Raw genomic sequence first — 24,673 nt, 5'->3', positions numbered from 1 at the left:
TAGTGTCAGCATAGAATCATTCAGCCAAAACGGACGTTTTTTACCGGATGCAGAGCCTTGTCCTACTCATCTGGCTGACGCTTTGCGCAGCACAGGATGCCCGAGAGAGCCACATCGGCAATGGCCTGACCCTTGGCGCAGGTGTGTTGGCGTTGGCCTATCTGTTGTGGACGGGCACCACATGGCTGGGGGCCGAGGCTGTGCAGGGCGGCTGGGCTTTGTTGTTGGCATTGGCCTTCACCTTGCCCGGTTATGCGTTGCGACGCATGGGGGCAGGCGACGTGAAGCTGATGGCGACGCTGGGCCTTGCGACGGACGGTACGCACCTGCTCGGCGGTTTCATCGGCGCCGGGGTGGCCAGTGCGCTCTGGTTGCTGCTGGCGCCAAGACTCTGGCTGCATATGGGTCAGGGGCTTAGGGCGCGTCTTCGTTACCTCGAGCCTGGGACGTCAAAAAAGCAGCCCTTTGCGCCGTTCGTGCTGGTGGGTGTGCTGCTCACACTGGCCTGGATGCATTAATCGCAGGCGTCACCTGTTCTATGTACATAGTCGGAAAGTGCGTCTACTTTCAAAACAGTTGTTGTACAGCCTGTGGTGTCAGTGCAGGAGCGGCCAAGCCAGACTTGGCAGGGAGTGGCACGTGAACAAGCTTACCTCGGCAGTAAAAGTTCTTGTGGTGGATGATGAGCCGTTGATTGTCGAAGAGCTTTGCGAGTTCATCGAGGGCAATGGTTATCGCTGTGTGCCTTGTGTCTCCGGCCATCAGGCGATCGAGCGTTTCAGCGAAGACATGAATATCGGCTTGGTGCTGTGTGATTTGCAGATGCCTGACATGGATGGCATCCAGCTTGTCGAGGCGCTGCAGCGGTTGTCCGGCAAGCACCGGGCGTTCGAGGCGATCATGCTCACCGGGCATGCGAACAAGCAGGATGTGATCAAGGCTTTGCGTATCGGGTTCGCCGATTACTATCAGAAACCGATTGATCTGGCTGAGTTGCTCGAAGGTTTGCAGCGCCAGGAGGTGGCCTTGCAGGAGCGGCAGAAGAACCTGCAGTTGGGGCATTTGAGTCAGAAGCTGCAGTACCTTTGTGAATCGATCGATGAGCTTTATCAGGATCTGGACAAGGTTCGTCGGGGGGCGTCCCCGGAACCTGTGTCAGGTTCGGTTGACGGTGTGCTCGGTGAACCGGAGCGGGTGGTGGGGATGCCGGCGGTGTTCAATCAGCTGTCGCCGCGGCAGTTGGAGGTGGCGCAGTTGGTGGGCAAGGGGCAGACCAATTATCAGATTGCCTGTGAGTTGGGGATTACCGAGAACACGGTGAAGCTTTATGTGTCGCAGGTGTTGCGGTTGACGCATATGCATAATCGTACGCAGGTGGCGTTGGCGTTGTCGCCCGGGAATGCCGGGGGGCGGCGGGTTTCTGCGCGCTGATCTTGGCGGCCTTTGGGCCGACCATGTTCTTGTTTGCGGTGTGTACATATCCGTTTCTGCGGTAACGGCTACTTATGGTTTCGCCCTGACGGCGAGTCCCTTTTGGCAAACGCCCCAAAAGGAACCAAAAGGTCTCGCCCCAAGCGTACGGCCCCTCGCTAAGGCTCGGCGTTCCTTCGCTCCGGTATCCATCTGGGGGCATCGCCCTACGGTTGGCTTCGCTTCAACCTACATGCGATGGGTTCGACTGCGTCGAACGGCGCTGCGCGCCAATCCCCAGATGAACACCTCCACTCAGCCTCCCGAAGGGGCGGGTGAATCAAGATCAAAAGCGGCAGGCGAGCTAACGCTCGGCCTGTAGTTTGGCGGATGTACGCCGCTCCACCGTAGGAGCGAGCGGTGCGGCGATCCGACTTGCCCGCGAAGGCGGCCTGACAGCCGACCAATCTCTTTCGTCTGTACCTGCATGATCGTTCCCACGCTCCCGCGTGGGAACGCCGCCAGGGACGCTCCGCGTTCCGCTTTTGAATGTTTAATTGATGTCTAAGTGCGCAGATCTTTCCCACGCATTTTTCAGGTTGCCCGTCGGAAGCTGCGTCTCTAGCCTTTGTCCGTCGCTGACAACTCAGCGACCGGGCGTCGCGGCTCGATTCTTGAGGCATAATCGCTCCACCGAACAACAACACTTTTTGGTGTCTGTCGTATCGTGTCATGGCGACTGTGCGCGGGATACCTTCGGGTATGCCGATGTATGCCTCCAGGGATCGGTCCGCGAACCCGCGTACAGCTGCCACCCCAAATTGCGTCGCGGCAATTTGGAAGTGGCTCCATTTCATCCCGGAGGTGTAATCATGTTCAAAGCCACACCAAATCCCCCTGAAACTGATGACGTTTCGCCCTACGAATCCCTCGATTCGAAAAAACTCAACGAAGCCGCCGAACGCGCGCTCGACCACTACCTCAAGCCACCACCCAAACAACCCGAAGGCCGCAAGCCAAGCAGGATGTTTCTGGTCGCCCCGGACATGGACAACGAAAGTCTGCTCGCTCATGTCTGCGAATCACTGGCCTCGGCCAGCGTCATGACCAGCGACATCGCCGCCTATGTCGACGCCCCGCAGCGGCATACGCTCCTGGCGATTCAGCAGGTCATCATGCTGGCCGAGCTGGCGGTGAATCGGGTGCTGGATAACGTCGACGTACCCAAACCCGCGCCACACAGCTGACCCCTTGCAGGAGCGAGCCCCTTCACCACAGGCTCGCTCCTACAGGATCACCGGTCATTCAAGAACCAAACGCCCGCGCCAGCGCGGTGAAGCTCGGTCCGGCCAGCACGATCAGCAGCGCCGGGAAGAGGAACAGCATCATCACCACGGACATTTTGGCGGACATCTTGGAGATGTATTCCTGCAAGCGTGTCAGGCGTCGGTCATCGAGCAGCAGCTTGAGCGCCAGCAGTGATTTCATTGCGCCGCCGCCCTGGTGGATCAGTTGCTGAAGGATTACGCAGGTATCGGTGAATTCGTCCACCGAGAGCAATTGGGTGGCCTTGTTCAGTTCTTCGCCCAGTTCCAGGCCGGAATCAACCCGCGCCAGTATCAGGCGCAATTCGTGGGTCAGGGCCGGTAGCAGTTGTTTGCCTTCGACGCTCAACACTCGCAGTGATTGTTCCACCGCCATGCCGGATTCGAACAGGATGCGCAGCAGTGGAATGAAGGTCGATATCTCGATCGCCAGTTGTTTTTGCCGCTGCTGTGCGGCAGCGGCCAACAAGCGTTTGGGCAGCAGGTAGCCGAGGGCGGTGGCGAGGGTCGGGGTGATCCAGTGGTTGTTCACTTGCGGGAAGAACAGGCCCTGGATCAGCAGGCACAGGGCCAACGCCAGCACCGGTGTGCCGATCTGGCAGGCTGCGAACAGCGAGCGTTGTCGAGCGCTGCGCCAGCCGAGGCGGTTAAGCAGGGTCTGGGTTTCGTTGTCCAGTTTGATCGAACGCTGACCGATGCGGCTGTCGCCCAGCCTGTGTAGCCAGTGACTGACGCGATGGTCGCTCAGCGGTTTGCCGTCCAGCCGTTGGGCCACCTGGCGCGCACGCCGGTGCTGGTCCAGCAGGCCGCTGAGCAACAACAGTGTGGCCGCCAGAAACAGCAGTGCGCTCATCAGCAGGGCGATTTTCATACGCTATGCAACATGCGCCACAGCGCCAGGCAGCCCACGACCTGTAAACCGAACGCGGTCGCCAGCATCATTTGTCCCGAGCCGCTGTTCCACATGGCTAGCAGGTATTTCGGGTTGGACACCAGGAAGTAACCGGCAAGCCCCACTGGCATCAGCCCCAGGACCACGGCCGTGACGCGGGTTTCGCCGGTCATGGCGCGCAGTTGGCGCGACGCCTGGTCTCGTTCGCGGATCATTTTGATCAGGTTCTCGAACAGCTCACTGGCATTGCCGCCGTAGCGGTGATTGACCTTCAGGCCCAGCGCGAACAAGCGAAACTCGTCTTTTTCATACAACTCGGCGAGGTCCGAAACGGCGTCCGGCAGGCTGACGCCCAAGTGCACGTTGCGTTGAACCCGACCCATGGCGTCTTTCAGTGGCGCTTCGGCGGCGTTGATGGCGCCCAGCACCGCATCGGCCAGGGTGCGTCCGGATTTCAGGCTGCGCACCGTGTGATCGAGCAACGTCGGCAGTTGTTCGATCATGCGCTTGAGCCGGCGCTGATAGCGCCAACTGATGTACAGCCGCAGAGCGAGGGGCGGCGCCAGCAACAACATCAACAAACCGATCCAGCCCGCCAGGGCAAATCCCAGCAAAACGGCTGAGGCCCAGAGCAGCAGCCACGACCCCAGGCGCTCCGTGGGACGACCGAGACCGGCGCGTAGAAAGGCCCGTTCCAGGCCAGACCAGGATGATTTCGCGACGGTCAGTTGCGGTTGCCCCTGCGTCAGACGGCCAAGGGTTCGATCGATGCCGGTCTGGCGCAGACCTTTGTAGATCAAACGGATCGACACACCCAGCAACGTCAGGCAAAGCAGAATGAGCAGCGCCGGTTTGAGCATGCTGTGACCTTCAATACGCCAAGGGAGAGAGCGCCGACTCGCGACGCAGTTTGTCGCCGGCGGGGTTGGCCGCCTCGCGCAGAAAACCGCGGCCGGTACGTCGGTCGAAGCGGAACAGTGTGTTGGTCACGTAGACGTCATCACGAATACCGACGACCTCCACCACTTCGCTGACGCAACGGCGGCCATCGGGCAGGCGCGTCAGTTGGATCACCACGTCCAGCGCCGCGCAAATCATTTGCCGCAGGGTGCGTTCGGCGATGAGCCGTCCGGTCAGGCCCACCAGCGTCTCCAGGCGCAACAGCGCATCCTGGGCGTTGTTGGCGTGTACGGTGCTCATCGAACCGTCGTGCCCGGTGTTCATGGCCGTGAGTACGTCGACCACTTCGACGCCGCGAATCTCGCCGAGGATGATCCGGTCCGGGCGCATTCGCAGTGCGTTGCGAATCAGGTCGCTGGCCTTCACTTCGCCGTGGCCTTCGGCATTCGGCGGTCGGGTTTCCAGGCGCACCACGTGAGGATGACCGAGCTGCAGTTCGGCGACGTCTTCGATGGTGACCAGCCGTTCGTGAGGGGCGATCAACTGGCTGAGAATGTTCAGCAATGTGGTCTTGCCGGTGCCGGTACCGCCGCTGACCAGGATGTTGCAACGCTTGCCCACAGCCTCCTGAATGAACTCGAAGATTGCCTGGTCGATGGTTTGCATCGCCATCAGGTCGGAGCTTTTGAGCATGTCCTTGCGGAATTTTCGAATCGACAGGCATGGGCCATCGAGGGCGATCGGTGGAATGATCGCGTTGACCCGGCTGCCATCGGGCAGGCGTGCATCGACCATCGGTGAAGACTCATCGAGCCGTCGGCCCAGGGGCGCGAGAATCCGTTGCATGACCCGCTCGACATGGTGGTCGTCGATGAATCGCAGGTCGCTGAGGTGCAACACTCCCTCACGTTCGACGAACACCCGGTGTGGGCCGTTGACCAGAATCTCGGTCACCGCCGAGTCGCGCAGCAGCACTTCCAGCGGACCGAAACCGGTGAGTTCGTCGACGATTTCTTCCGCCAGCCGTTCCATTTCGTAGCGGGATATCGCCAGGTGCAGACGGGCGATGTACTCGGCGACTTTGTCGGTGACGAACTGCGACAGCATGGGCCGCGAACCTTCCAGCAGGTTTTTTCCGGACTCTTCGATGGCGTCGATGATGTAGCGGTGCAGCACCAGTTTCAGGCCTTCGTGGTCGGTATTGCCGGTCGGCCCGTGCGAGAGGGCGCCGAAGAGTTTTTCCCCGCTCATTGCACGCCCCTCAACCGGTTGAACCAGCCGGCCTTGGGCTTATCCAGGCCTTCGGAGCGTTTGGCCAGCCGTTCGCCGAGGGTGCGCAGGCTTTGGGTCAGGCCCTCGCGTGGGGCCAGCTCGAACAGGCTCAGTCCCTGATTCTTGGCGTTGAGCCGCACTTCCGGGCTGTAGGCAAACACCGCGATCACCTCCATGCCGAAAGTTTTGCCCAAGGTGTCGGAGTCCGGTGCGACGCTGCGCAGGTAGCGATCCACCAGCAACCTGGCGTGGTCGAGCTTCAGGCCTTTTTCGCGCCAGCGGCTGAGCACCTCAAGGTTGCGTCGGCAGTCGAGCACGTTCTGATCGGTGTACCACAGCAACTTGTCGCAATGGCTGACGAAAGTGCGCAATGCTTCACTGTCCGACTGGCCGGTGAGGTTCACCACGATGTGCTGGAAATGTTGGCGCAAGGCGCTGAGCAGCATGTACAGCTCGGCGGCGCTGGTCTGTTCGAGCGGTTCATCGTTGCTGGCGTAGGCGAGAATTCGCAGCCCGGCGTTGCAGGTGGTGAAGGCGCTGTCGATCAGCGTTGCGTCGAGGCGCCTGAGGTGACGCAATGCATCGCCGAAATGAAACGAGCTCTCCAGCCCCAGCAGCGCCAGGCTGTCGCCACGGGGCAGGCCCAGATCCAGCAACAGTGTTTGCTGGCCGCTCTTTTGCACCACGTGCGCCAGGTGGTTGGCGAGCAACGCGCCGTCGCCGTTGCCCTGTACGCCGTAAAGTACGGTCAGGCCACCTTGTGGAATCTGTTGTGTGTTCGGCGCCACGGTCGGCAGGCGTTTACCCAGGCGTCGCACCAGGCCGGCGACTTCACTGGACCGCGAGCCGTAAGAGACAAAATCCCGCGCTCCGGCGCGCATGGCATTGAGCACCAGTTGGTTGTCCATGCCATCGCCCAGGGCCACGATCGCCAGCATCGGTTTGGCTTCCAGGGCGCCCTCGATCAACGCGCTCTGGGCTACCACATGCTCATGGTCCAGGCCCACGAACACCAGGCTGGCGAAGGTCACGTCCACCAGCGTCAGGAGCTCGTCGAGGTTGCCGCCACCGGCGCTGATCACTCGGCCCAAAGGGGCGAGCGCCCCTTGCAGCCACTCGAAGTCGGTGTTGTTGCGTGTGATCGCGAGGAAGGTCTGGCTCAGGTTCTGGCTTTGGCTCATTGCGATAATCCGCCGTGTTTATCGACGTGGCCGTTTTCGAGGAAGTGCTGCGTGAAACATCTGCGCATGGAGAGTCCTCGCTCGATTCAGGGCGTTTGTTGGGTGACTGCATTGCCACGGATGACTTCCACGCTCGGCTTGCGCGGTGCTGCGCCTCTGGGGGCGGGGGATTGTGGCGTGCCGGCCAGGGCCAGTTGACTGAACTGCACCAGCTCGCGGTTGGCGTTGGCCAGGCTCGCCGATGAGTCACCACGGCCGGCCCAGTATTGGCTCAGGCGTTGTTCCTCGGCGCTGCGCACGGCCAGGCGCAAAACCCCGACCTGCGCCGCGAGCATCAGGCGGCTCAAGAGGGATTCAGGGACGGCGAGCAACACGGTGCGGGCGCTGGTGCGCAGTTGCTCCTGCTTGAGTTTTTCTTCATGGCTGAGTGCCGGATTGGCAGGCTTGCCATCATTCGTCAGCCCCAACTGCTCGCCGACCCCGAGTACGCGCAATGCCGGGACCACGACCTGGGCCGACTGCTGGAGGTTGTTGGTGTCCATGCGCAGAAACAGCAGCACGTCGACATAGTCGCCGGGGCTCAGTTGGCCGCCAACATTGATCACATCATCCGCCGCCACGGCGAGGGCGCGTTCATCGGCGCGGATCATCCGCGCCAGCGTACCGCCGGCTTCGAAACTTTGATCATTGAGCCAGCTGCCGGCGGTGAGCGCGCGCCAGGGCGTACGACCAATGGCTTGATCGAGACGGGTCAGGCTGCCGACCGGGGCGGTACGGAGTTTTTCCAGGGTCACGTCGGCGGCGGTGATCTGCTCAAACGGCGCGATATCACGCAGCAGTACCACCACCGGTTGGCGGGTCGGGTCATCCACTGACACCAGCATTGATGCTGCTGGCGTGCCGGATTGCACAACGGGCTCGGGAGCCGGTTGACGACTCAGCGCCAGCCCCCAGTAACCGGCGATGATGGCGCCTGCCAGAAACAGCCCGGCCAGGCCCAGGGTGACGCGGCTGTTCATGAAGGCTCTCCCCCTTTCCTGCGGCGTAGCGCCCCCAAGCCTTCTAACGAGATGACTTCGCAATCAGGCAGTTATGAACGCGGGACTGTTTCGCTATTTGACGGTAGCGCAGGTAAAGCAAAATGCCATCATACGACGGTAAATATCTGACAAAAGTAACGGGCTGAAGCCCAAAGTGCTGTTTTGTGACGTTAATCAACCGGTTACTGCTTAAGTATTAATGCGTTCTTACAGTTGTTGGCCATGGGTTTGCCGACAATGCTGATGCTGGCATAGGGGCATCATGTTGCGGTCGTGCAACATCCGCTGTCATTCAGGAGGCATGTCATGTTCTTCACTAAGACGGTTCAGAAGATCAAATCCCACATCGCTTTTTACAAAGACCTTGCCAAAGACACCGAAGGCGCTTCGGGCATCGAGTACGCGATCATTGCAGGCATGGTGGCACTCGCGCTTGCGGCGTTTGTGACACCCATCTCCACGAGGGTCACCACATTGTTTACCGCGCTTCAAAACGCGCTTTGACTTGACCGCTATGCATGGGCAGTCATTTGCCAATCCCGCAAAGGGCTTCTAACGTCAAGGCTTAGTCCATTGCAGGTGTTACCCCCATGAACGCTCCAGCGCTCCCTCGCCAACAGCTTCTTCTGGTCGATGATGAGGAGGATGCGTTACTGGAACTGGCGGAGTTGCTGGAGGGCGAGGGCTTTACGTGTTTTACGGCAACGTCGGTCAAGCTCGCCCTGCATCATTTGACTCGTCATCCTGATATTGCGTTGGTGATTACTGATCTGCGGATGCCGGAGGAGAGTGGCATGTCGTTGATCAAGCGTCTGCGTGAGCATACGGCTCGTCAGCATTTGCCGGTGATTGTGACGTCGGGGCATGCGGATATGGAGGATGTGAGTGACATGTTGCGCTTGCAGGTGCTGGATTTGTTTCGCAAGCCGATTTATCACGTGCGGTTGTTGGAGACGTTGAATAATTTGTTTCCGCAGCCTCGGGGTTTGGTGAGTTCCTGATCCGCGGTGTAGGTATCCATCTGGGGCATCGCCCTAGTTTTGATCGTTCCCACGCTCTGCGTGGGAACGCCTCTACGGACGCTCTGCGTTCGGCTCTTGGGACGCGGAGCGTCCCGGGCTGCATTCCCACGCAGAGCGTGGGAACGATCAGAGGGGGCAAGCCCCCTCACCACAATCCATCAGGCAACCGGTCGCCACTGCCCCACCATATGCTCGATCTCCCCGGCACCCATCAACTGGAAATCCCCACTGGACCCTGCGGCGCTGGACATCAGCGTCACCTCGCTGGGCAAACGCACCGGTTTTCTGAACTGCACCGCAATCTCGACGTTGGCCGTCGGTAGATGATCGCTCAGGGCTGCCAGGGTCCGCGCCTTGTTCCACAGGCCGTGGGCGATGGCGCTGGGGAAACCGAAGAGTCTGGCGCTGATCGCGCTCAGGTGGATCGGGTTGTAGTCTCCAGACACTTTGGCGTATCGGCGACCAATGTCCGCCGGCGCTTTCCAGTGGGCTACCTCGGTCAGCGACAGCGCTGGTGCAAAAACATCTTCGACAGGCTCGCCTGCCAGTTTGACGCCGCGACAGAGCATCTGGCTTTCAGCTTCCCACAGCAGCCCCAACTGGTCGTCGAGCGTCGTCACTAACTCGAAGGTCGCCCCCTTGGTATGGGGTTGCAGGTTCTGCACTTTCACGCTGACCCGCACGCGGCTCACGCCGCCCATGGGGCGCAAGATGCGGATGCGGTTGCTCAAGTGAATCAGCCCCAGCAGCGGGAACGGAAATGCCTTGGCGGTGAGCAGTTGCATCTGCAAGGCGAACGCCAAAATGTGCGGATACGTCGGTGGCAGCAGGCCGTTGTCGGCGAAACCACACACCTTGCGATAAGCCTCCAGGCGTTTCGGATCGACATTGACCCAACAGTGATAACCCAGCTCAGGCAGTGCGGTGCCGGTGATTTTACGTCGCATCGCCGCCTTCACATACAACGCCTGCAAGTTGGGTTCGCGAGTGAGTGTGTGCCAGTCGGTGTTCATGGTCAGGCTCCCAACACGCTTTGCCCGCACACGCGCAGCGCTTGCCCGGTAAACGCTCCGGTGCCCGGTTGTGCCATCCAGGCCACGGCTTCGGCGACGTCTTGCGGCAGGCCGCCCTGGCCCAACGAACTCAAGCGCCGCCCGGCTTCGCGTACGCCGAAGGGCAGGTGCGCGGTCATCTGGGTTTCGATGAATCCTGGCGCCACCGCGTTGATGCTGATGCCGCGCCCTGCCAGCAGCGGCGCCCAGGCCTGGGCCAGGCCGATCAGTCCGGCCTTGCTCGCGGCGTAATTGGTTTGCCCGCGGTTGCCGGCGATGCCGCTGATGGACGCCAGCAGGATCACTCGGCCATTGTCGTGCAAGGTGCCGCTGTCGAGCAGCGCCTTGGTCAGCACTTGCGGCGCGTTGAGGTTGACCGCCAGCACCGCATCCCAGAATTCCGGGGTCATGTTGGCCAGGGTTTTATCCCGGGTGATGCCCGCGTTGTGCACCACGATGTCGACGCCATCCGGCAAGTGTTCGATCAGTTGCGTTGCGGCGTCTTCGGCGCAGATGTCCAGGGTGATGCTGCGCCCGCCGAGGCGCGCGGCCAGGGCGTCGAGATCGGTTTTGGCCGGTGCCACGTCGAGCAGAATCACCTCGGCGCCATCGCGGGCCAGGGTTTCGGCGATCGAGGCGCCGATGCCACGGGCCGCGCCCGTTACCAGTGCCTTGCGCCCTGACAAGGGGCGGGTCCAGTCCATCACCTGCGTCGCACACGCCTTCAAGCGTATGACTTGCCCGGAAATGAACGCACTTTTGGGCGAGAGGAAAAACCGCAACGGGCCTTCCAGTTGATCTTCGGCCCCTTCGCCGACATAGATCAGCTGCAAGGTGCCGCCGCTGCGCAGTTCCTTGGCCAGCGAACGGCTGAACCCTTCCAGGGCCCGTTGGGCGCTGGCGGCGAACGGGTCGCTCAAGGTCTCCGGCGCCCGACCAAGAATCACCAGGTGTGCATGGTGATCGAGGTTTTTCATCAGTGGCTGGAAGAACTCGCGCAGCTGTTTCAGCTGATCGACCCGCACCAGGTCACTGGCGTCGAACACCACGGCTTTGAGTTTCTGGCCGTGGCCGGGAATCCACTCGGTGGCCAGGGTCGGGTCGGTGCCGTAGCTGTAAGTCGTGTCGGTCAGGCGGTTGGCCAAGGCGCTGACTTTTTCTGTCAGCGGGCCACCGCCAATCAACAGCGCCCCCTCGACAGGCCGCAGCCGGCCTGCTTGCCAGCGTTCCAGCCGTACCGGCGACGGCAGACCCAGGGCACCGACCACACGATGGCCGATGGACGAATTGGCGAAGTCGATATAGCGGTCAGACATGAATCACGCTCCAGAAGCCGGGGTTAAAAGTGTGGACCAGGAATGGCAATTAGTCGTTCGATCCACGAGATAAGGCCTACGCTTGAACATTGCAGGTTGGTTTGAGCTTGGGTTTAGCAGGTCTTTCAGGAATTGCAGCCCGCTCCCACAGGGATGTGTGTTCACCATTGACTATCAGAAGGAGCTTTTTTCATGACTCAGCTGCGCCGCGTCGCGATTATCGGTGGTAACCGTATTCCTTTTGCCCGGTCCAACGGGCCGTACGCCACTGCCAGTAACCAGGCGATGTTCACCGCAGCGCTGGAAGGCCTGATCGAGCGCTATAACCTGCACGGTGTGCGCATGGGCGAAGTGGCGGCCGGGGCGTTGCTCAAGTATTTGCGCGATTACGGCCTGACCCGCGAATGCGTATTGGGCTCGCGGTTGTCACCGACGACGCCGGCCTACGACATCCAGCAGGCCTGCGGTACGGGGCTGGAGGCGACGTTGCTGGTGGCGAACAAAATCGCCCTGGGTCAGATTGAATGCGGCATTGCCGGCGGCGTCGATACGGCCTCCGACGTGCCGATCGGCGTCAACGAAAACCTGCGCAAGATCCTCTTGCAAGCCAACCGCGCCAAAAGCACCGCCGACAAACTGAAAATCTTCCTGCAACTGCGTCCCCGACACCTGATCCCGGACTTTCCAAGCATCGGCGAGCCGCGTACCGGCCGGTCGATGGGCGAACACTGTGAGTTAATGGCCCAGACCTGGGGCATCCCGCGTGACGAGCAGGATCGGCTGACCCTCGAAAGCCATCAGAAACTCGCGGCGTCCTACGCCGAAGGCTGGCACAACGATCTGATGACGCCGTTCCTCGGCCTGACCCGGGACAACAACCTGCGCCCGGAGCTGACCCTGGAAAAACTCGCCTCACTGAAACCGGCCTTCGAGAAAAGTGCCAAGGGCACCCTGACCGCGGGCAACTCCACGCCACTCACCGATGGCGCGTCGGTGGTGCTGCTGGGCAGTGAGGAATGGGCGAAGGAGCGCGGCTTGCCGGTGCTTGCCTATTGGCGCGATGGCGAGGCGGCGGCGGTGGATTTCGTCAAGGGTGCCGAGGGGCTGCTGATGGCGCCGGTGTATGCAGTGCCGCGTTTACTGGCGCGCAATGGCCTGACCTTGCAGGACTTCGATTACTACGAAATCCATGAGGCGTTCGCCGCGCAGGTGTTGTGCACATTGAAGGCCTGGGAAGATCCGGAGTACTGCAAAACCCGCCTCGGCCTTGACGCGCCGTTGGGTTCCATCGACCGCAGCCGCCTCAACGTCAAAGGCAGTTCATTGGCCGTCGGGCATCCGTTTGCCGCCACCGGTGCGCGCATCGTCGCCAACCTGGCGAAGCTGCTGGATGCGGCGGGCAAGGGCCGAGGGTTGATCTCGATCTGCGCCGCCGGCGGTCAGGGCGTGACGGCGATTATCGAGCGCTGATTATTGAGGGCTAAGCACTGCCGCGTTTTGCTGCGCGGCCAGTTGTCGGTTGCGGTTGGCGTAACCCTCGGCCATCACCGAGCACACGATCAGCTGCAACGGGTGGTAGATCATGATCGGCAGCAGGATCAACCCAAGGCCAGGGTTGGCGCCGAAGATCAACGCCGCCATCGGCGCCCCGGCCGCCAGGGATTTTTTGCTGGCGCAGAACACCGCGGCAATCTCATCGGCGGGGCTGAATTTCAGCGCACGGGCGGTGCGGGTGGTCATCCACAGAATGACCGCCAGCAGAATCGCGCTGCCAATCAACGCCGTGAGAATCACACTGTTGCCCTGTTGCTGCCACATCCCCGAGACCATCGAGTTGCAGAACGCCGAGTACACCAGCAGCAGGATCACCAGTTTGTCGGCGATGTTGGTGTAGCGCTTGTATCGGGCGAAAATTTTTCCTAGCAACGGCCGCAACAATTGCCCAAGCACCAGCGGCAACAACAGCATCGCGCACAGATCGAGCAGGGTTGAACCCAGGTCGATGCCGCCTGCGCCGCTGCCGACCACGAAACTCACCAGCAACGGTGTCAGGAAAATCCCCAACACGCTGGATAGGCTCGCGTTGAGAATCGCCGCCGGTACGTTGCCGCCCGCGCTGCCGGTGAGGGCCACGGATGAGGAAATGGTCGAGGGCAGGGCACAGAGGTAGAGGAAACCGAGCATCAGCAACGATGGAATGTGTGAGCCCAGCAGTTTGTCGCTCAGCAGCCAGATCAACGGAAACACCGCAAAGGTGAAGACTTGGACCATCACGTGCAGCTTCCAGTTTTTCAGCCCGTGGCGGATCTGCTCACTGGAGAGGTTGACCCCGTGCAGGAAGAACACCAGGAACACGCCGATGTTGATCACCCACTCGGCATGCATCCCGCCGCCGGTGGCGCCGAAGGTTGGGAAGAAATACGCCAGCAGCGTGGCGATCAGCATGCCGCACAAGAACCAGTCGGTGACCACGCGTTTGAGGTGTTTGAAGGCATGCATAATCGTCACCGAATACATTTGTAAGAATTGAAGACTTAGCCTAACGTCGGCCCTATCAGCCGTCTTGCGACATAAGGCCAATCAATGCCGACTAACGGACAACTTACCCTCGAGCGGACCATCCCGGCGCTGACGGTGTTGCCGCGTCCGTTGTATGCGCGGGCGGAAAGCCTGAACGCTGGTTCGTGGACGCCGCCTCATCGTCACGATTGGGTGCAGTTTTCCTACGCCATCAGCGGCGTTCTCGGCGTGCACACCGCCGAGGGCAGTTTCTTTGCGCCGCCGCAGTGGGGCATCTGGATTCCAGCGGATCTCGAGCACCAGGTCGTGACCTCGATGCGTGCCGAAATGCGCAGCCTGTACGTGCGCCGCGAGGACTGCCAATGGGCGGACGGGCGTTGTCGGGTGCTGGAAGTCACGCCATTGGCCCGGGAGCTGATCAAGCGGTTTTGCCTGTTGCCGGTGGAATATCCACAGGGCGACAGTCAGGAGGCGCGATTGGTGGGCGTGCTGCTGGATCAGTTGGCGAGTCTGCCGGAGGTGGGGTTTTCCTTGCCGCTGCCCCGGCATGAACGTCTGCTGGGCTTGTGCAACGAGCTGATCGAAAGCCCCGAGCGCACGGTGACCTTGCAGGAATGGGCCGAGCGTTTGGGCACGTCGGAGAAAACCCTGATGCGCTTGTTTCAGCGCGAGACCGGGCTGAGCTTTCGCGGTTGGCGGCAGCGTATGCGGCTGCTGTCGTCGTTGAGTTTGCTGGAGGAGGGGGACAGCGTGACCAATGCTGCGCTGTCTTGCGGGTATGACTCGACGTCGGCGTTTATTGCGGCGTTCAAGGGGTTATTCGGGTTTACCCCCGGGGAGTTGTTCAAGCAATGATCGTTCCCACGTTCCACGTGGGAATGCAGCCCGGGACGCTCCGCGTCCCTGCCGAAGCGGACGCGGAGCGTCCATTGAGGCATTCCCACGCAGAGCGTGGGAACGATCACGCGCACTCAAGTCCTGAAGCGCCGAACCAACCCGTCCAGCTCATTCGACAACCCTGCCAGGCTCTGAGAGTCCAGCCGCGCCGAGTTTGCCAGCTCCGCCACCAACTGCGCATCGCCATGAATCTGGCTGATATGCCGATTGATGTCCTCGGCCACCTGATGCTGTTCCTCAGCCGCCGTGGCGATTTGAGTGTTCATGTCGCGAATCACATCCACCGACTCACGGATCTGCCCGAAGCTGCTGCGCGCTTCACCGATGCGGGTCACCGATTGCTGAGACACCTCCAGGCTCGCGTGCATCTGCTGCGTCACCTGGCTGGTGCGCTTGGCCAGGTTGCCCAGCAGGCCGTCGATTTCCGCCGTGGAATCGGCAGTGCGTTTGGCCAGGGCGCGAACTTCATCGGCCACCACCGCAAAGCCACGACCCTGTTCACCGGCCCGGGCCGCTTCGATGGCAGCGTTCAGGGCCAGCAGGTTGGTCTGTTCGGCGATGGAACGGATGGTCCCGAGGATCGACTGAATGTCGTTGCTATCGCGCTCAAGCTGTTGCATCGATTGCGCCGACTGTTCGATTTCCTGGCTCAAGCGATCGACACTGCTCACCGCGGCATCAATCTGCTGCTGGCCTTCACGGGCCTGGCGCTGACCGCTGTCGGCCGACTCGGCGGCCTGGCTGCAGGAGCGCGCGACTTCGTTGGCGGTGGCGACCATTTCGTGGAACGCCGTGGACACCATGTCCACCGCTTCACGCTGACGCCCGGCGGCTTCGGCCATGTCGCTGGACACCTGGGTCGAGCTCTGGGAGGTGGCGAGGATCTTGGTCGCGGCGCCGCCGATGCTTTGAATCAGGTTGCGGATCGCCGCCAGAAACTGGTTGAACCAGTTGGCCAGTTGCGCGGTTTCGTCGCTGCCACGGATGGACAAATTCTTGGTCAGGTCGCCTTCACCCTGGGCGATGCCTTCCAGACCGCTGGCCACGCTGCGGATCGGCCGCACGATCAGGCTGGCGAAACTGGCGCCGACGATGGCGAAGAACACCGCCAGTACTGCTGCGATGATCGCGATCAGCCAGGTCAGTTGAGTGGCCGAGCTCATCACGTCGGTCTGCTTGATCAGGCCGATAAAGGTCCAGCCCAGTTGCTCCGACGGCCAGACGTTGGCCATGTAGCGCTCGCCATTGAGCTCAACCTCAACCAGCCCTTTGCCAGCCTTGCCGAGTTGCGCGTAGCCGTCGCCGAGGCTGCTCAGGGCTTTGAAGTTGTGTTCCGGCTGCTTGGGATCGACCAGTATGGTGCCGGTGTTTTCCACCAGCATCAGGTAGCCGGTTTCACCGAGTTTGATCTGTTTGACGATTTCAGTGAGCTGCTTGAGCGTTACGTCGATGCTGACTACGCCGCCATTGGTGCCCAGTTTGTTATCGATGGTGCGCACGGTGCTGACGTAGGTCGCGTCATCCTGAGCCCAGTAATAGGCCTCGGTGCGAAACGGCTTGCCCGGCTTGGCCTGGGCCGCCTTGTACCACGGGCGCTGGCGCGGGTCGTAATTGCTCAGCTTCGCATCGTCCGGCCAGGACACGTAACCGCCCGCCGCAGTCCCGAGAATCGCATAGGCGTAGGCCGGGTGGCTGTTGCCCAAGTCCTGGAGAAGGGCGAAGACCTTTTTGTCCATCTCTCCTTGGGGAATGCTCTCGGCGTTGGCGCTCATGTAGGTCTTGAGGCTGTCGTCGGAGTTCTTGATCAGCGGCTGGGTCGCCAGGTACTCAACGTTCTGGCTGATGCCATCAAAGAACAGTTGCATGGCATTGCTGACCTGACGAATCTCGCGGCCACTGCCGTCGACAAAATTGTCCTTGGCATCGCTGCGCAAGTTCAGCACAACGAGGGTGGCGACCAGCACCACGGGCAAGCAGGCGATGATTGCAAACGCCCAGGTCAGCTTCTGTTTGATGTTCATCCGCGCTCCAGTTTTTCTTGTAGGCCCACGCAGTACTGATGACTCGCGGATTATTGGCAGCCGAAAACGTTTGATATGCCCCGATCCTTGAGCGCGCCTTCTTGATTGTTGTCGGGGCGTTTGTCAGACAATTCCTTTTCTCTCTAATGAATTCGGCCGGGGAACCGGGAAATTGAGGTCTGTTGAGAAAAATCCTGCGAAGGGCAGGGATCGAGGTTAGATTCTGTCGCAATTGCCCTTGTATCCCTTCGTCAACAAGTGATGCAGGCTCAGTTATGATCCTGGGCGGTCGATGAGTTTTGCCTGATTAATCCGGCACATTGTGTGCTTCTTGATGTTCATGGGGACGTTCATAGGTCGGCAACCCCTCCCCCGAATGAGAGGATTGCCGTATAACGAATGACTTTCGCGTGTTTGGTAATAAAGGACCCACAATAAAAGCTGATGAAGACTCCAAAACGCATTGAACCCCTGATCGAGGACGGTCTGGTCGACGAGGTGCTGCGCCCACTCATGAGTGGTAAAGAAGCAGCTGTTTATGTGGTGCGCTGCGGCAACGAGCTGCGTTGTGCCAAGGTCTACAAGGAGGCGAACAAACGTAGTTTTCGTCAGGCGGCCGAGTATCAGGAAGGCCGCAAGGTGCGCAATAGCCGGCAGGCTCGCGCGATGGCCAAGGGCTCCAAGTTTGGTCGCAAGGAAACCGAAGACGCCTGGCAGAACGCTGAAGTGGCGGCGCTGTTCCGCCTGGCCAGTGCCGGTGTGCGGGTGCCCAAGCCGTATGACTTCCTCGAAGGCGTGCTGCTGATGGAGCTGGTGGCCGACGAGTACGGCGATGCCGCACCGCGCCTGAACGATGTGGTGCTGGAGCCGGACCAGGCACGCGAATATCACGCTTACCTGATTTCGCAAATCGTGCTGATGCTGTGTACCGGTCTGGTGCACGGTGACCTGTCCGAGTTCAACGTGCTGCTGACACCGACCGGCCCGGTCATCATCGACCTGCCGCAAGCGGTGGATGCGGCGGGCAACAACCACGCGTTCAGCATGCTGGAGCGGGACGTGGGCAACATGGCGTCGTACTTCGGTCGCTTTGCACCGGAGTTGAAACGCACCAAGTACGCCAAGGAAATGTGGGCATTGTACGAAGCCGGCACCTTGCACCCGGCCAGCGTGTTGACTGGCGAGTTCGACGAGCCGGAAGAGCTGGCGGACGTTGGCGGGATCATGCGTGAGATCGAGGCGGCCCGTCTCGATGAAGAGCGTCGCCAAGCGGTTCGGGCGGCGGACGATGCGCCACCGAGCAAGACCGAAGAACCGCCTCCACCGTGGATGCAGTGATCGGTTGACCCAAAACCCGGCTTCGGCCGGGTTTTTTGTGATCTCCCTGATCCCCTTGTAGGGGGCCAGGAACACTTCGCACATTCAAGGATTGATTGTGAACACCCCATCCACCCGCAATGCCCAACTGATCGTCGCCGCCCGGCTGATTTCGGATTTCGGCGCTTTCCTCAACATGGTCGCCCTGGCTACCTACGTCTACCTGCTCAGTAATAGCGCCATGAGCGTCGGCATCTTCCTCGCCAGCCGTGTCGCCGGGGGAATCCTGGCCAGCCTGATCGGCACCCGGTTCTATCGCCGCTGGGCCGGGCGCCTGCCGCTGATTGCCTTCGATCTGCTGCGTGCCGGTTTGCTGGGTCTGCTGCTGGTGCTGCCGGTCAGCCAACAAGCGTTGCTATTACCGCTGATCGCGTTTGGCCTGGGGTTTGGTAATTCGATGTTCGCCATCGGCCTCAACAGCCAATTGCCGCACCTGATCGAAGAAGCGCAATTACTCAAGACCAACGCCTGGATAACCTCAGCGTCGTCTGCGGCGATGGTCAGCGGGAGTCTGGTGGCTGGGTTGTTGGTGGCGGGTTTTGGCTTTGAAACGGTATTTGCGTTGAACGTGGTCACGTACCTGCTGGCGGCGCTGCTGATTGTGCCACTGCGGTTTTGCGGACCGGCCCCCAGCTGTGATGAACCTCTTCACAAACAGGGCGAATGGCAGGCCTTGCGCCAGGGTTTGCGCACGGCGCCGGTACTGGCGGCGATGTTGGTCGTCGCCATGGCCGACACCTTGGGCAGCGCCGCGCACAACGTCGGTCTTCCCATTATTTCAAAACTGCTCACACCCGAGTCGGCCAGCACCACCCTGGGCCTGATGCTGGCGGTGTGGGCCTGCGGCAAGTTCATCGGTGCGCGAATCGCCAGTCGCCTGAAAGGCACGGACAACGCGCACCTTGAGCGGCGATTTTTCTTTGGCGTGTTGCTGATGTCCTGCGGCTTCATCCTGACGTTTCAGCAGCAGACCCTGTACGGTTTGCTGCTGTTTTCGTTGCCCGCCGGGATAGGCGACGGGTTCTCGGAGGTTGGCCTGATGTCGCGCCTGCAACGTGAACCGGACAGCCTGCGCCTGCCGATTTTCAGTTTTCTGACGCTGCTGCAAATGACCGGGTTCGGCGTCGGCATGTTGATCGCCGCGCCGTTCTATTCCTGGTGGACACCCGGCGCGGTGGTGCTGTTGTTCCACGGCATTCCCCTCACCCTGTTGCTGGTGGTGAAGGGGCTGGCGCTCAAGAGTGAGCGGGTTCGACGCAGCAGCCCCCCGACGCCAGCTCCTTGAGGATCGGGCAGTCCGGGCGGTGGTCGCCGTGGCAGTGTTCAACAAGGTCTTGCAGGGTGTCGCGCAACTGACCAAGTTCGCGAATCTTCTGGTTCAGCTCGTCGATGTGCTGACGGGCCAAGGCCTTTACATCGGCACTGGCGCGTTGGCGATCCTGCCAGAGGGTCAGCAGTTTGCCGACCTCTTCCAGTGAAAAGCCCAGATCCCGAGAGCGCTTGATGAACGCCAGGGTGTGCAGGTCGTCGTCGCCATAGACCCGGTAGCCACTGTCGGTGCGATGGGCCGCCTTGAGCAGGCCGATGGATTCGTAATAACGGATCATCTTCGCGCTCAGACCGCTCTGCCGGGCCGCTTGGCCAATATTCATCGGTTGTCCTCCAGGTCTTTGGGCTTCCAGGTTTTCAACAGTAACGCATTGCTGACCACGCTGACGCTCGACAGCGCCATGGCCGCGCCGGCCAGCACCGGGTTGAGGAAGCCGAATGCCGCCAGTGGCAGGCCGATCAGGTTATAGACGAAGGCCCAGAACAGGTTCTGGCGAATCTTCGCGTAGGTCTTGCGGCTGATCTCCAGCGCCGCTGGCACCAGCCGTGGATCACCGCGCATCAGGGTGATCCCGGCAGCGTGCATGGCGACGTCGGTGCCGCCGCCCATGGCGATGCCGATGTCAGCAGCGGCCAGGGCCGGGGCGTCGTTGATGCCGTCGCCGACCATCGCCACCACGTCGGTTTTTTTCAGGGCGGCGACGGTGGCGGCTTTGTCCGCTGGCAGTACTTCGGCGTGAACATCCTTGATGCCCAGCGCTTGGGCGACGACTTTGGCGCTGCCGCGGTTATCGCCGGTCAGCAGGTGGCTGCTGATGTCGCGTGCGCTTAAGCGTTGCACCGCTTGCAGGGCACCGGGTTTGAGCGTGTCACCGAAAGCGAACAGGCCCAGCACCCGAGGTTCGGGGCTTTGTTCAATCAGCCAGGACAGGGTCCGGCCTTCGGTTTCCCAGGCGGTTGCGGAGTCGGCCAATGGCTCGGCATTCAAGCCACTTTCTTCCAGCAAACGCCGATTGCCCAAAGCCAATCGCCGACCGTCGAGGCTGCCGGCAATGCCGCGCCCGGTCAGCGATTGACTGTCGCTGACATCGGCCACGGTCAAGCCGCGTTCGGCACAGGCATCCAGCACAGCCTTGGCCAGCGGGTGCTCACTGCCGCGTTGCAGCGCACCGGCCATTTGCAGCAAGGTCGCTTCGTCACCCTCGATGGCACTCAAATGCGCGATGCGCGGAGTGCCCGAGGTCAGTGTGCCCGTCTTGTCGAACACCACGGCGCTGACTTCGTGGGCGCGCTCCAGGGCTTCGGCATCCTTGATCAGAATCCCATGGTGCGCCGCCACGCCGGTGCCTGCCATGATTGCGGTCGGTGTGGCCAACCCGAGCGCACAAGGACAGGCGATTACCAACACTGCGACGGCGTTGATCAAGGCGGTTTCCAGCGGCGCACCGTACAGCCACCAACCAACCAGGGTTGCCAGCGCAATCAGCAGCACCACGGGCACGAACACCTGGCTGACTTTATCCACCAGTTTCTGGATCGGCGCTTTCGCCGCCTGCGCGTCTTCGACCAGGCGGATGATTCGCGCCAGCACGGTTTCTGCGCCGAGCGCCAAAGTCCGCACCAGCAACCGACCTTCGCCATTGATCGCACCGCCGGTGACCTTGTCGCCCGGTTGTTTAGGCACCGGCAGGCTTTCGCCGCTGATCAACGCTTCATCGGCGTGGCTCTGGCCTTCCACCACTTCGCCATCCACCGGAAAGCGCTCGCCGGGTTTGACCAGAACCAGATCGTTGAGGCGCAAAGCGCTGATCGCAACCTCCTGCTCGCGGCCGTCGATCACTTGAATGGCTCGCTCCGGGCGTAGCGCTTCGAGGGCGCGGATGGCGCTGGCGGTCTGGCGCTTGGCGCGGCTTTCCAGGTATTTACCCAGCAATACCAAGGCAATCACCACCGCCGAGGCTTCGAAATACAGGTGCGGCAGGCGGCCGACGGCAGTGGCCCACTCGTAAACGCTCAAGCCGTAGCCGGCGCTGGTACCCAGAGCCACCAGCAAATCCATGTTGCCGGCACCGGCGCGCACGGCTTTCCACGCAGCGACATAGAAACGGGCGCCGAAGACGAATTGCACCGGCGTTGCCAACGCGAACTGCACCCACGCCGGGAGCATCCAGTGCACACCGAAAGGTTGCAGCAGCATTGGCAGCACCAGCGGCAAGGCGAGGGCGATGGCCGCCAGCAAGGCCCAGCGTTCACGGTTCAGGCGTTGTTGCTGATTGTCGGTTTGCGGGTGTTCGACTTCCCAGACGCGGGCGGAATAACCGGCCCTGGTCACGGCGCCGATCAAGGTTTGCGGATCGACCTGGCCAAGCAGTTCGAGGTGCGCCCGTTCGTTGGCCAGGTTGACGCTGACACTCTTCACCCCCGGCACCTTGGTCAATGCCCGTTCGACGCGGCCGACGCAAGACGCACAGGTCATGCCGTCGATGCTCAATTCGAGGGTCTGCTGCGGCACGCTGTAACCGGCCTGCCGCACGGCGTCCATCAAGGCTGGCAAGCTGTCATTGGGCGCTTGCACCCGAGCCTGTTCGGTGGCCAGGTTGACGCTGACGGCCGTGGCGCCGATGACTTTGCTCAAGGCACGCTCGACACGCCCGGCACAACTGGCGCAGGTCATGCCAGCAATCGGCAGATCGAAAGTGGTGGATTCGGACATCGGTCACGCTCCCTGTAGAAATTGCCTACAGGATCAACCTTGCCATGCTGGCAAGGTCAAGTGCCATGTCTCAGATCAAAAGATCGCAGACGACTCAGTATTCCAAAGCCGCAGGCTTGAGGTACATCCCTTCCTGCGTCATCGCAATCCGGAACTTCAACACATCCCCAGCCTTGAGTGTGATGTCCTGCGACCCCGGCGCGAGCATGCCCGGGTTGCACCCCGGCGCCTGGCCCGGCAGCAGTTTGAGGCGCAGGGACACATTGCCCGGCGGCAGGTTGAACGAGGTGCTCTGTTCCTGGAACAGCCGCCCGGCCAACTGATCCTGGATGTACACGCCGATCTCGCAGGAAGTCGACACTTCCAGGCGCTCGCGGGAAATGATCAGCACGCCGTAGTCCTCCCCGGCGGCTTGAACCGAAGGTGTCGCGGCAAAGAGGCTGAGGAAGCCAAACAGGCTGAGAGCTGACCAGCGCATGGCTGAATCTCCTGATGTCGAGTCATTGATGGGCGCAGCTTGGCCGAGCGCGACGCCGATTGCCAGCCCGGCAGCTTGTTTCAGAACTTGACCTTGCCATGGTGGCAAGCTCGAGACTGCGCGCAACCCTCATGTAAGGACTTCATTAAAGGAGATGTCCCATGCAAGTGTTCAACGTTGAAGGTATGTCCTGCGGTCACTGCGTCAAGGCCATTACTGAGGCGCTGCAAGCCAAGGATCCGGCAGCCAGCGTGCGCATCGATCTGGCGGCAAAAGAAGTCGGCGTAGAAAGTGCGCTGACAGCCGATCAGGTGATCGCCGCCATCACTGAAGAGGGTTACGGGGTTAAACAGGCCTGAGCTATTTTTAATAGTTAGCGACCTAACGGAATGTTCAAGGCGTCCACGCCCGGCTAGACTGTCAGCCTGCCGATCCATGGCTAACCTGTCTGCCCAACCTGGACGCCTGATGAACCTGCGCACAATCCTGATTCTCGGCGCCTTGAGCGCTTTCGGTCCGCTGGCGATCGATTTCTACCTGCCGGCCTTCCCGGCGATGGCGCTCGCTTTCGGTACCGACGAAAAACACGTTCAACTGACCCTGGCGGCCTATTTTCTTGGGCTTTCCATCGGCCAACTGGCGTACGGCCCGGTGGCGGATCGCTTTGGGCGACGGATTCCCTTGCTGACCGGTGTCGGCCTGTTCACCGTGGCCTCATTGGCTTGTGCTTATGCGCCGACTCTTGAGTGGCTGATCGGCGCACGCTTCGTCCAGGCGCTGGGCGGTTGCGCGGGCATGGTGATCGCCCGGGCGGTGGTCAGCGATAAATGCGATGCGGTGGGTTCGGCGAAGGTCTTTTCGCAGTTGATGCTGGTGATGGGCCTGGCGCCGATTCTTGCGCCGATGCTGGGCGGGTTGTTGGTCAACACGTCGGGTTGGCAGTCGATCTTTCTCGCGCTGACCGGTTTCAGTGCATTGGCCGGGTTGGCGGTGGCCCTCGGGCTGCCGGAAAGTCTGCCGGCCCATGTGCCGCGCCAACCGTTGTCAGGCGCGCTGCGCCAGTACGGTCGGTTGCTGGCGGACCCGATATTCGTCGGTCACGCCCTGACCGGTGGTGTCGCCATCGCCGGGATGTTTGCCTACATCGCGGGCTCGCCATTCGTCTTCATCAAACTTTATGGCGTGCCGGCCGAGCATTTCGGCTGGCTGTTCGGGATTAACGCGGCGGGGTTCATTCTGGTGGCCCAGGTCAATGCCCGTTTGTTGGCAAAGCGCGGTCCGGCCTTTTTGCTGGCGCGTACCGTCTGGCTCTACCTGGCGGGCGGTCTGGCCCTGTTGGCGGTCAGCTCGCTGCACACTGCGCACTTGTGGCCGTTGCTGATTCCGCTTTTTGTCTGCATCGCCAGCCTGGGTTGTATCGTGCCCAACGCCTCGGCCTGTGCGATGAGCGGGCAGGGCGCACGGGCGGGCAGTGCCTCGGCGATGCTCGGCTGCCTGCAATTCAGCGTTGCCGCCGGGGCCGCAGCGCTGGTGGGTGTTTTGCACGATGGCAGTGCCATGCCGATGGCCATGGTCATCAGCCTGTGCGCAATAGTGGTGGTGAGCGTGGCGATGCTCACCCGGCGTTTGCAGAATGCCCGGGCGTTGGAGCAAGCCCAGGTTTGAGGACGGACTCAGCCGGCAGCGCGTTGCTGACGACCGGGAATCTGATGGGGCGCGTACAAGCGCGCCTCAAGGGTTTTAGTGAAGGCCAGGGCTTCGGCTTCACTGCGGAACGTCACAGCGTGTTGATCCAGGCGAACCTGCCAGCGGGATGTTGCCAATTCTTTTATCAGGATCTTCATTGCTGAGTTCCTCTTGTGAAAGACGTCTCGCAAAAGACATCACGTAAAAGATTATTCGCAGAGTTTTCGATTGTAGACCTGAAT

At 61.2% G+C, this 24,673-nt stretch carries 24 protein-coding genes and 1 pseudogene; 11 read left to right on the top strand and 14 right to left on the bottom strand.

Annotation, left to right across the window (positions count from 1 at the left end):
- Positions 1-47: 47 nt before the first annotated feature.
- The 3 genes from AC1RO5_RS16625 to AC1RO5_RS16615 all read left to right on the top strand — a co-directional run bounded on the left by AC1RO5_RS16625 (position 48) and on the right by AC1RO5_RS16615 (position 2,657).
- The gene (locus AC1RO5_RS16625) at positions 48-518 is read left to right on the top strand and encodes a prepilin peptidase (protein ID WP_493176307.1); all 471 of its coding nucleotides are present in this window, start codon (positions 48-50) and stop codon (positions 516-518) included.
- Positions 519-639: 121 nt separating this feature from the next.
- Complete coding sequence (locus AC1RO5_RS16620; protein WP_493176305.1) at positions 640-1,431, top strand: response regulator; 792 nt, start codon at positions 640-642, stop codon at positions 1,429-1,431.
- Positions 1,432-2,282: 851 nt separating this feature from the next.
- The gene (locus AC1RO5_RS16615; RefSeq protein ID WP_493176304.1) at positions 2,283-2,657 is read left to right on the top strand and encodes a DUF6124 family protein; all 375 of its coding nucleotides are present in this window, start codon (positions 2,283-2,285) and stop codon (positions 2,655-2,657) included.
- Between the two features lie 58 nt (positions 2,658-2,715).
- Here the strand turns inward: AC1RO5_RS16615 and AC1RO5_RS16610 are convergent, their stop codons facing one another.
- The 5 genes from AC1RO5_RS16610 to cpaB all read right to left on the bottom strand — a co-directional run bounded on the left by AC1RO5_RS16610 (position 2,716) and on the right by cpaB (position 7,999).
- Positions 2,716-3,606 (bottom strand): type II secretion system F family protein, encoded by an 891-nt coding sequence (locus AC1RO5_RS16610; RefSeq protein WP_493176303.1) that lies wholly within the window; start codon positions 3,604-3,606, stop codon positions 2,716-2,718.
- Complete coding sequence (locus AC1RO5_RS16605; RefSeq protein WP_493176301.1) at positions 3,603-4,487, bottom strand: type II secretion system F family protein; 885 nt, start codon at positions 4,485-4,487, stop codon at positions 3,603-3,605. Before AC1RO5_RS16605 ends, AC1RO5_RS16610 begins: the two co-directional genes overlap by 4 nt.
- Positions 4,488-4,497: 10 nt before the next feature.
- On the bottom strand, positions 4,498-5,778 hold the full coding sequence (locus AC1RO5_RS16600) for a TadA family conjugal transfer-associated ATPase (protein WP_493176299.1): 1,281 nt from the start codon (positions 5,776-5,778) through the stop codon (positions 4,498-4,500).
- Complete coding sequence (locus AC1RO5_RS16595) at positions 5,775-6,980, bottom strand: CpaE/TadZ family protein (protein WP_493176297.1); 1,206 nt, start codon at positions 6,978-6,980, stop codon at positions 5,775-5,777. The genes AC1RO5_RS16600 and AC1RO5_RS16595 overlap by 4 nt, the downstream gene beginning before the upstream one ends.
- 86 nt (positions 6,981-7,066) lie before the next feature.
- Positions 7,067-7,999 carry a Flp pilus assembly protein CpaB gene (cpaB, locus tag AC1RO5_RS16590; protein WP_493176295.1) on the bottom strand — a complete coding sequence of 311 codons (933 nt, stop codon included), beginning with the start codon at positions 7,997-7,999 and terminating at the stop codon, positions 7,067-7,069.
- Positions 8,000-8,326: 327 nt separating this feature from the next.
- On the opposite strand from cpaB, the gene AC1RO5_RS16585 reads away from it, so the two are divergent.
- A complete protein-coding gene (locus tag AC1RO5_RS16585) occupies positions 8,327-8,524 on the top strand; it encodes a Flp family type IVb pilin (RefSeq protein ID WP_493176293.1) in 198 nt (65 codons plus the stop codon).
- A gap of 86 nt (positions 8,525-8,610) precedes the next feature.
- The gene (locus tag AC1RO5_RS16580; protein WP_493176291.1) at positions 8,611-9,021 is read left to right on the top strand and encodes a response regulator; all 411 of its coding nucleotides are present in this window, start codon (positions 8,611-8,613) and stop codon (positions 9,019-9,021) included.
- A gap of 179 nt (positions 9,022-9,200) precedes the next feature.
- Here the strand turns inward: AC1RO5_RS16580 and AC1RO5_RS16575 are convergent, their stop codons facing one another.
- Entirely contained in the window at positions 9,201-10,055 is an 855-nt protein-coding gene (locus tag AC1RO5_RS16575; protein WP_493176289.1) for a MaoC family dehydratase, read from the bottom strand.
- 2 nt (positions 10,056-10,057) lie between these two features.
- Positions 10,058-11,410 (bottom strand): 3-oxoacyl-ACP reductase, encoded by a 1,353-nt coding sequence (locus AC1RO5_RS16570; protein ID WP_493176288.1) that lies wholly within the window; start codon positions 11,408-11,410, stop codon positions 10,058-10,060.
- A 192-nt stretch (positions 11,411-11,602) separates the two neighbouring features.
- Between AC1RO5_RS16570 and AC1RO5_RS16565 the strand changes: the two genes are divergently transcribed.
- Complete coding sequence (locus AC1RO5_RS16565) at positions 11,603-12,880, top strand: acetyl-CoA C-acetyltransferase (protein WP_493176286.1); 1,278 nt, start codon at positions 11,603-11,605, stop codon at positions 12,878-12,880.
- On the opposite strand, the gene AC1RO5_RS16560 is transcribed toward AC1RO5_RS16565, so the two are convergent.
- Positions 12,881-13,909 (bottom strand): bile acid:sodium symporter family protein, encoded by a 1,029-nt coding sequence (locus AC1RO5_RS16560; protein WP_493176284.1) that lies wholly within the window; start codon positions 13,907-13,909, stop codon positions 12,881-12,883.
- A gap of 84 nt (positions 13,910-13,993) precedes the next feature.
- Here AC1RO5_RS16560 and AC1RO5_RS16555 point away from each other — a divergent pair, with 84 nt between their 5' ends.
- Positions 13,994-14,785 (top strand): AraC family transcriptional regulator, encoded by a 792-nt coding sequence (locus tag AC1RO5_RS16555; RefSeq protein ID WP_493176283.1) that lies wholly within the window; start codon positions 13,994-13,996, stop codon positions 14,783-14,785.
- Positions 14,786-14,901: 116 nt separating this feature from the next.
- On the opposite strand, the gene AC1RO5_RS16550 is transcribed toward AC1RO5_RS16555, so the two are convergent.
- Together AC1RO5_RS16550 and AC1RO5_RS16545 are read right to left on the bottom strand one after the other, a co-directional pair.
- On the bottom strand, positions 14,902-15,630 hold the full coding sequence (locus tag AC1RO5_RS16550) for a methyl-accepting chemotaxis protein (RefSeq protein WP_370694720.1): 729 nt from the start codon (positions 15,628-15,630) through the stop codon (positions 14,902-14,904).
- Between the two features lie 129 nt (positions 15,631-15,759).
- A pseudogene (locus tag AC1RO5_RS16545) lies at positions 15,760-16,692 on the bottom strand (cache domain-containing protein); the annotation flags it as partial.
- A 600-nt stretch (positions 16,693-17,292) separates the two neighbouring features.
- On the opposite strand from AC1RO5_RS16545, the gene AC1RO5_RS16540 reads away from it, so the two are divergent.
- Together AC1RO5_RS16540 and AC1RO5_RS16535 are read left to right on the top strand one after the other, a co-directional pair.
- Positions 17,293-18,186: a PA4780 family RIO1-like protein kinase gene (locus tag AC1RO5_RS16540; protein ID WP_019651901.1), complete on the top strand. Its 894-nt coding sequence runs from the start codon at positions 17,293-17,295 to the stop codon at positions 18,184-18,186.
- Positions 18,187-18,283: 97 nt separating this feature from the next.
- On the top strand, positions 18,284-19,510 hold the full coding sequence (locus AC1RO5_RS16535) for an MFS transporter (protein WP_493176281.1): 1,227 nt from the start codon (positions 18,284-18,286) through the stop codon (positions 19,508-19,510).
- Here AC1RO5_RS16535 and cueR read toward each other — a convergent pair.
- The 3 genes from cueR to AC1RO5_RS16520 form a co-directional block, all read right to left on the bottom strand.
- Positions 19,461-19,877, bottom strand: coding sequence for a Cu(I)-responsive transcriptional regulator (gene cueR, locus AC1RO5_RS16530; protein WP_493176279.1), 417 nt, complete (start codon positions 19,875-19,877; stop codon positions 19,461-19,463). The two genes, AC1RO5_RS16535 and cueR, sit on opposite strands and share 50 nt — an antisense overlap.
- Positions 19,874-22,267, bottom strand: coding sequence for a heavy metal translocating P-type ATPase (locus AC1RO5_RS16525; RefSeq protein ID WP_493176277.1), 2,394 nt, complete (start codon positions 22,265-22,267; stop codon positions 19,874-19,876). Before AC1RO5_RS16525 ends, cueR begins: the two co-directional genes overlap by 4 nt.
- Before the next feature lie 94 nt (positions 22,268-22,361).
- Complete coding sequence (locus AC1RO5_RS16520; protein WP_493176275.1) at positions 22,362-22,745, bottom strand: hypothetical protein; 384 nt, start codon at positions 22,743-22,745, stop codon at positions 22,362-22,364.
- Between the two features lie 161 nt (positions 22,746-22,906).
- Here AC1RO5_RS16520 and AC1RO5_RS16515 point away from each other — a divergent pair, with 161 nt between their 5' ends.
- Positions 22,907-23,104 carry a heavy-metal-associated domain-containing protein gene (locus AC1RO5_RS16515; protein ID WP_111455406.1) on the top strand — a complete coding sequence of 66 codons (198 nt, stop codon included), beginning with the start codon at positions 22,907-22,909 and terminating at the stop codon, positions 23,102-23,104.
- Between the two features lie 109 nt (positions 23,105-23,213).
- Positions 23,214-24,410, top strand: a complete 1,197-nt coding sequence (locus AC1RO5_RS16510; protein ID WP_493176273.1) for a multidrug effflux MFS transporter — start codon at positions 23,214-23,216, stop codon at positions 24,408-24,410.
- 8 nt (positions 24,411-24,418) lie between these two features.
- Here AC1RO5_RS16510 and AC1RO5_RS16505 read toward each other — a convergent pair whose 3' ends face one another.
- Entirely contained in the window at positions 24,419-24,589 is a 171-nt protein-coding gene (locus AC1RO5_RS16505) for a hypothetical protein (RefSeq protein ID WP_493176272.1), read from the bottom strand.
- Between the last annotated feature and the right edge of the window lie 84 nt (positions 24,590-24,673).

Source organism: Pseudomonas sp. GW822-FHT02G04 (assembly GCF_058802085.1).
This window is presented reverse-complemented; position numbering and strand designations above follow the sequence as displayed.

Bases quoted from the DNA above. Each gene is read 5' to 3' on its own strand.
- AC1RO5_RS16625 (WP_493176307.1), top strand. From the start codon at position 48: ATGCAGAGCCTTGTCCTACTCATCTGGCTGACGCTTTGCGCAGCACAG.
- AC1RO5_RS16615 (WP_493176304.1), top strand. From the start codon at position 2,283: ATGTTCAAAGCCACACCAAATCCCCCTGAAACTGATGACGTTTCGCCC.
- AC1RO5_RS16610 (WP_493176303.1), bottom strand. From the start codon at position 3,606: ATGAAAATCGCCCTGCTGATGAGCGCACTGCTGTTTCTGGCGGCCACA.
- AC1RO5_RS16605 (WP_493176301.1), bottom strand. From the start codon at position 4,487: ATGCTCAAACCGGCGCTGCTCATTCTGCTTTGCCTGACGTTGCTGGGT.
- AC1RO5_RS16600 (WP_493176299.1), bottom strand. From the start codon at position 5,778: ATGAGCGGGGAAAAACTCTTCGGCGCCCTCTCGCACGGGCCGACCGGC.
- AC1RO5_RS16595 (WP_493176297.1), bottom strand. From the start codon at position 6,980: ATGAGCCAAAGCCAGAACCTGAGCCAGACCTTCCTCGCGATCACACGC.
- cpaB (WP_493176295.1), bottom strand. From the start codon at position 7,999: ATGAACAGCCGCGTCACCCTGGGCCTGGCCGGGCTGTTTCTGGCAGGC.
- AC1RO5_RS16585 (WP_493176293.1), top strand. From the start codon at position 8,327: ATGTTCTTCACTAAGACGGTTCAGAAGATCAAATCCCACATCGCTTTT.
- AC1RO5_RS16580 (WP_493176291.1), top strand. From the start codon at position 8,611: ATGAACGCTCCAGCGCTCCCTCGCCAACAGCTTCTTCTGGTCGATGAT.
- AC1RO5_RS16575 (WP_493176289.1), bottom strand. From the start codon at position 10,055: ATGAACACCGACTGGCACACACTCACTCGCGAACCCAACTTGCAGGCG.
- AC1RO5_RS16570 (WP_493176288.1), bottom strand. From the start codon at position 11,410: ATGTCTGACCGCTATATCGACTTCGCCAATTCGTCCATCGGCCATCGT.
- AC1RO5_RS16565 (WP_493176286.1), top strand. From the start codon at position 11,603: ATGACTCAGCTGCGCCGCGTCGCGATTATCGGTGGTAACCGTATTCCT.
- AC1RO5_RS16560 (WP_493176284.1), bottom strand. From the start codon at position 13,909: ATGCATGCCTTCAAACACCTCAAACGCGTGGTCACCGACTGGTTCTTG.
- AC1RO5_RS16555 (WP_493176283.1), top strand. From the start codon at position 13,994: ATGCCGACTAACGGACAACTTACCCTCGAGCGGACCATCCCGGCGCTG.
- AC1RO5_RS16550 (WP_370694720.1), bottom strand. From the start codon at position 15,630: ATGGTGTCCACGGCGTTCCACGAAATGGTCGCCACCGCCAACGAAGTC.
- AC1RO5_RS16540 (WP_019651901.1), top strand. From the start codon at position 17,293: ATGAAGACTCCAAAACGCATTGAACCCCTGATCGAGGACGGTCTGGTC.
- cueR (WP_493176279.1), bottom strand. From the start codon at position 19,877: ATGAATATTGGCCAAGCGGCCCGGCAGAGCGGTCTGAGCGCGAAGATG.
- AC1RO5_RS16525 (WP_493176277.1), bottom strand. From the start codon at position 22,267: ATGTCCGAATCCACCACTTTCGATCTGCCGATTGCTGGCATGACCTGC.
- AC1RO5_RS16520 (WP_493176275.1), bottom strand. From the start codon at position 22,745: ATGCGCTGGTCAGCTCTCAGCCTGTTTGGCTTCCTCAGCCTCTTTGCC.
- AC1RO5_RS16515 (WP_111455406.1), top strand. From the start codon at position 22,907: ATGCAAGTGTTCAACGTTGAAGGTATGTCCTGCGGTCACTGCGTCAAG.
- AC1RO5_RS16510 (WP_493176273.1), top strand. From the start codon at position 23,214: ATGAACCTGCGCACAATCCTGATTCTCGGCGCCTTGAGCGCTTTCGGT.
- AC1RO5_RS16505 (WP_493176272.1), bottom strand. From the start codon at position 24,589: ATGAAGATCCTGATAAAAGAATTGGCAACATCCCGCTGGCAGGTTCGC.